The organism is Kitasatospora cystarginea, assembly GCF_039533515.1.
Classification (GTDB): Bacteria; Actinomycetota; Actinomycetes; order Streptomycetales; family Streptomycetaceae; genus Kitasatospora; species Kitasatospora cystarginea.
In genome coordinates this window covers 1-5,011 of record NZ_BAAATR010000110.1, presented here as the reverse complement: position 1 = coordinate 5,011, position 5,011 = coordinate 1, and the positions used below count along the sequence as shown (strand labels likewise).

Below are 5,011 nucleotides of genomic sequence, written 5' to 3'. Positions count from 1 at the left end.
CCGGGCCCATCGCGGACAGGACCCCGTCCGGACCCAACTCCACGTAGGTGCGGACGCCTTCGGCCTCCAGGGCCTGGACCGCGTCGTGGAAGCGGACGGCCTCACGGACGTGACGCACCCAGTACTCGGGGGTACGGATGTCCTCGGTGATGTCGCCGGTGAGCGTGGAGACGATCGGGATCCGGGGAGCGTCGAAGGTCAGCCCCTCGGCGACGGCGCGGAACTCCGCGAGCATCGGCTCCATCAGCGGCGAATGGAACGCATGGCTCACCGTCAGCCGCTTGGTCTTCCGACCCTGGGCAGCCAGCTGCTCCGCGACCGCGACAACGGCTGCCTCGACACCCGAAATCACCACCGAGGTCGGCCCGTTGACCGCCGCGATGCCCAACTCGTCGGTCAGCAGCGGCAGGACCTCGTCCTCACTCGCCCGCACCGCCACCATCGCACCACCCGAAGGCAGCGCCTGCATCAGGCGGCCACGGGCGGCCACCAGCGCAGCAGCGTCCGCCAGCGACAGCACACCGGCGACGTGCGCGGCGGCCAGCTCACCGATCGAGTGACCCGCCAGCAGGTCGGGCCGCAGGCCCCATACCTCGACCAGGCGGAACAGCGCCACCTCGATCGCGAACAGCGCCGGCTGCGTGTACCCGGTCTGATCCAGCTCCTCGCCCGAGAACACCACCTCGCGCAGCGGACGCGCGAGATGCCCGTCCAGCTCCGCGCACACGGCGTCGAAAGCCTCGGCAAAGACCGGGAAGGACTCGTACAGCTCGCGACCCATCCCGGCCCGCTGGCTGCCCTGCCCGGTGAACAGGAACGCCGTCCGGCCCTCGACCACCGATCCCTGCACCAGGTTCCCGGCCGACTCACCCGAAGCCAGCGCGCCGAGACCCCGCAGGAATTCCGCACGATCCTCGGCGACGACCACCGCACGACGCTCCAGCGCCGCCCGACCCGTCGCCAACGAGTAGGCCACATCGACAAGTTCAAGCTCACCGGCCGACAGCAGCCGTTCGGCCTGCGCCCGCAGCGCGGCTTCGCCCTTCGCCGAAAGCACCACCGGCAGCACCGACGGCGACACGGTCGCCTCGGCAATCGCATCCTCGACGACCGGAGCCTGCTCCAGGATCGTGTGCGCGTTGGTACCGCTCACGCCGAACGCCGAGATACCGACCCTGCGCAGCTCGCCGGTCTCCGGCCACGGCTGGGCCTCGGTGAGCAGCGAGACCGCGCCCGCCGTCCAGTCCACGTGCGGTGACGGCTCGTCCACGTGCAGCGTCTGCGGCAGCAGACCGTGCTGCATGGCCTGCACCATCTTGATCACACCCGCCACACCGGCCGCCGCCTGGGTGTGGCCGATGTTGGACTTCAGCGAGCCCAGCCACAGCGGACGCTCGGCCGGACGCTCCCGGCCGTAGGTGGCCAGCAGCGCCTGGGCCTCGATCGGGTCGCCGAGCGTCGTACCCGTGCCGTGCGCCTCGACCGCGTCGACCTGACTCGTCGTCAGACCGGCGTTCTCCAGCGCCTGCCGGATCACCCGCTGCTGCGACGGACCGTTCGGCGCCGTCAGACCGTTGGACGCACCGTCCTGGTTCACCGCCGAGCCGCGCACCACCGCCAGCACCGGGTGCCCGTTGCGGCGGGCGTCGGAGAGCCGCTCGACCAGCAGCATGCCCACGCCCTCGGACCAGCCGGTGCCGTCCGCCGCGGCGGCGAACGCCTTGCACCGGCCGTCCGAGGCCAGGCCGTGCTGGCGGCTGAACTCGACGAACACGTCCGGGGTGGCCAGCACGGTGACGCCGCCGGCCAGGGCGAGCGAGCACTCGCCGCCCCGCAGCGCCTGCACCGCCAGGTGCAGCGAGACCAGCGACGAGGAGCACGCGGTGTCGACCGTCACCGCCGGGCCCTCGAACCCGAAGGTGTAGGAGAGGCGGCCGGAGACCACGGCGGCCGCGTTCCCGGTGAGCATGTAGCCCTCTACGCCGTCCGGCAGCTCGTCCGTCACCGCGCTGTAGCCCGATGCGGAGGCGCCGACGAAGACCCCGACCGGCTTGCCGCGCAGCGACGTGGAGTCGATGCCGGCCCGCTCGAAGACCTCCCAGGAGGTCTCCAGCAGCAGGCGCTGCTGCGGGTCCATCGCCAGCGCCTCGCGCGGGCTGATCTCGAAGAACGCCGGGTCGAACTCGGCGGCATCGTGCAGGAATCCGCCCCCACGGGCGTAGAAGGTGCCCTGGCGGTCGGGGTCCTCGTCGTAGAGGTCGAAGAGGTTCCAGCCACGATCGGTGGGGAACTCGGAGATGGCGTCGCCGGAGGTGGCGACCAACTGCCACAGGGCCTCCGGCGACTCCACGCCGCCGGGGAACCGGCAGCTCATCGCCACGATGGCGATCGGCTCCCTGGAAGCCGCGATCAGCTGCTGGTTCTGCCGGCGCAGGCGCTCGGCCTCCTTGAGGGAGGCCCGCAGCGCTGCAACGACTTTTTCGTTGGGCGTGGTCATCATGAGCTCCGCACTTCGAACGTGTCAGGATTCGTTGCTGTCGAGGGCGATGTCGATGAGGCTCGCCACGTCCATCGTGTCGATCAGGTCCAACTCATCGCCGCTGCTGGGGGTTGAGCTGTCGTCGCCGGGGTTGGCGAGCTTCAGCAGGGTCTCCAGGAGTCCCACCTCCCGGAACCGGGCCAGCGAGATGCGCTCCAGTGCCGCGCGCAGCTCGGCCTCCTGCGGGTCGAGGGCGCCTTCCCGGACGCTGTCAGGGAAGAGCTCGTCCCGCAGGTGCTCGGCGAGGGCCGCGGGCGTCGGGTAGTCGAACACCGCGCTCGCCTGCAGGCGCAGGCCGCTGGCCGCGTTCAGCCGGTTGCGGAGTTCGACCGCCGTCAGCGAGTCGAAGCCCAGCGCCCGGAAGGCCCTGGCCGGTTCGATCGACTGCGCACCCGGGTAGCCGAGCACCCCGGCCACCTCGCCGCGCACCAGTTCCAGCAGCGCGCGGTCCCGGTCGACCTCCGAGAGCCCGGCCAGCCGGTCCAACAGTTCGGCCTGCTCGCCGCCGGCGGCCTCGGCGTCCTTCGACTCGGCCGCCAGCAGCTGCTGGACCTCGGGGAGTTCCCCGATCAGCGGGCGCGGACGGGCGGCGGTGAAGGACGGTACGAAGCGCGCCCAGTCGACATCGGCGACGACGTGTGCGGGCTCGCCGCTCCGCAGCGCCCGCTGGAGTGCGATCAGTGCGGAGCCGGGCGCCATCACCGGCAGGCCGAACCGGCGCAGGTGCTCCTCCGCCGCTTCACCGGCCGCCATGCCGGCCTCGGCCCAGGGACCCCAGGCCACCGAGGTGCCGGCCAGGCCGCTGGCCCGGCGGGACTCGACCAGGGCGTCCAGGAAGGCGTTGGCGGCGGCGTAGGCGGCCTGGCCGCCGCTGCCCCAGATGCCCGCGATCGAGGAGAAGGTGACGAAGGCGTCGAGTTCGGTGCCGGCCAGCAGGTCGTCCAGGTGGACCGCGCCGGCCACCTTGGCCTCGATCACGGCGGCCAGGTCGGCCGGGGTGCTGTCCGTCAGGGCGGCGTCCGCGACCGCTCCGGCCGCGTGGACGACGGCGGTCAGCGGCTGCTCGATCGAGTCGAGCAGGGCGGCCAGCGCGTCACGGTCGGCCACGTCACAGGCGGCCACGGTGACGGTGGCACCCAACTCGGCTATCTGGTCGCGCAGTTCGGCGACGCCGGGCGCGTCCGGTCCGCGGCGGCTGGTGAGCACCAGGTGCTCGGCGCCGTTGCGGGCCAGCCAGCGGGCGACCTGGGCGCCCAGGGCACCCGTACCGCCGGTGATCAGGACCGTACCGCGCGGCGTCCAGTCGGCACCGTCCGTGTGGGCTGCCCGGACCAGCCGGCGGACGGACAGGCCGGACGGCCGCAGGGCGAGCTGGTCCTCGGCCTCGGCGCCGGTCAGGGCGACGGCCAGCAGCTCCCGGGTGCGCTCGTCCATGCTCTCCGGGAGGTCGACCAGACCGCCCCAGCGGTCGGAGTGCTCCAGGCCGACCACCCGGCCGAGGCCCCAGACCTGAGCCTGTGCCGGGTTCTGCAGCCGGTCCGCTCGGCCGGTGGACACCGCACCGCGCGTCACGCACCAGAGCGGCGCCCCGACCTCGGCATCGCCCAGTGCCTGTACCAGCAGGGCGGTGGCGGCGAGACCGGCGGGCATCGCGGGGTGCTCCGGGTGCGGGTCCTCGTCCAGCGCGAGCAGCGAGACGACGCCGGCCGTGGCACCGGTTCCGGCGAGTTCCCGGCGCAGGCGGTCCGCGAGCGCGGCACGGTCCGCGTCGGCCTCGGTGAGCGTCAGCTGCCGTACCTCGGCGCCGCGCTCGGTGAGCGTGGTGACAGTGTCCAGTACGGCGGCGTCCTCGGCGTGCCCGGCCGGGACGACCAGCAGCCAACTGCCGAAGACGGCGGCGGTACGAGTCCCGGCGAGCGGCTTCCAGGTGACCCGGTAGCTCCAGCCGTCCACCGCGGACTGCTCGCGGTTCCGGCGGCGCCAGGCCGTGATGGCCGGCAGGGCGGAGCTCAGCGGCTGGTCGCCGTCGAGGCCCAGGGTGGCGGTCAGTTCGTCGAGGTCCTCGCGCTCGACCAGCTCCCAGAACCGGCTGTCCACCGAGTCCGGGACGGCGGCGGGGGCGACGGGCGCCTTCGGCCAGTAGTGCTGGCGCTGGAAGGCGTAGGTGGGCAGCTCGGTCCGGCGGGAGCCGGTGCCGGCGAAGAACGCCTCCCAGTCGACGTCCGCGCCGCGTACGTGGGCCTGGGCGAGGGCGGTGGTGAGCGTCTGCGCCTCGGGACGGCCGGCGCGCAGCGCCGGGGCGAAGACGGCGTCGGCGGCCACGCACTCCTGGCCCATGGCGCTGAGTACGGTGTCCGGGCCCAACTCCAGGTAGTTGCGGACGCCTTCGCGCTCCAGGGTCTGGATCGCGTCGTGGAAGCGGACCGCCTCGCGGACGTGGCGCACCCAGTACTCGGCGGTGCGCAGCTCGTC

The 5,011-nt window shown here is 73.0% G+C and carries 1 protein-coding gene and 1 pseudogene; both read right to left on the bottom strand.

The window, feature by feature from the left end:
• A pseudogene (locus tag ABD369_RS40000) lies at positions 1–2,464 on the bottom strand (type I polyketide synthase); the annotation flags it as partial.
• Positions 2,465–2,521: 57 nt separating this feature from the next.
• A partial coding sequence (locus tag ABD369_RS39995; RefSeq protein WP_344641563.1) for an SDR family NAD(P)-dependent oxidoreductase occupies positions 2,522–5,011 on the bottom strand: 2,490 nt, incomplete at its 5' end.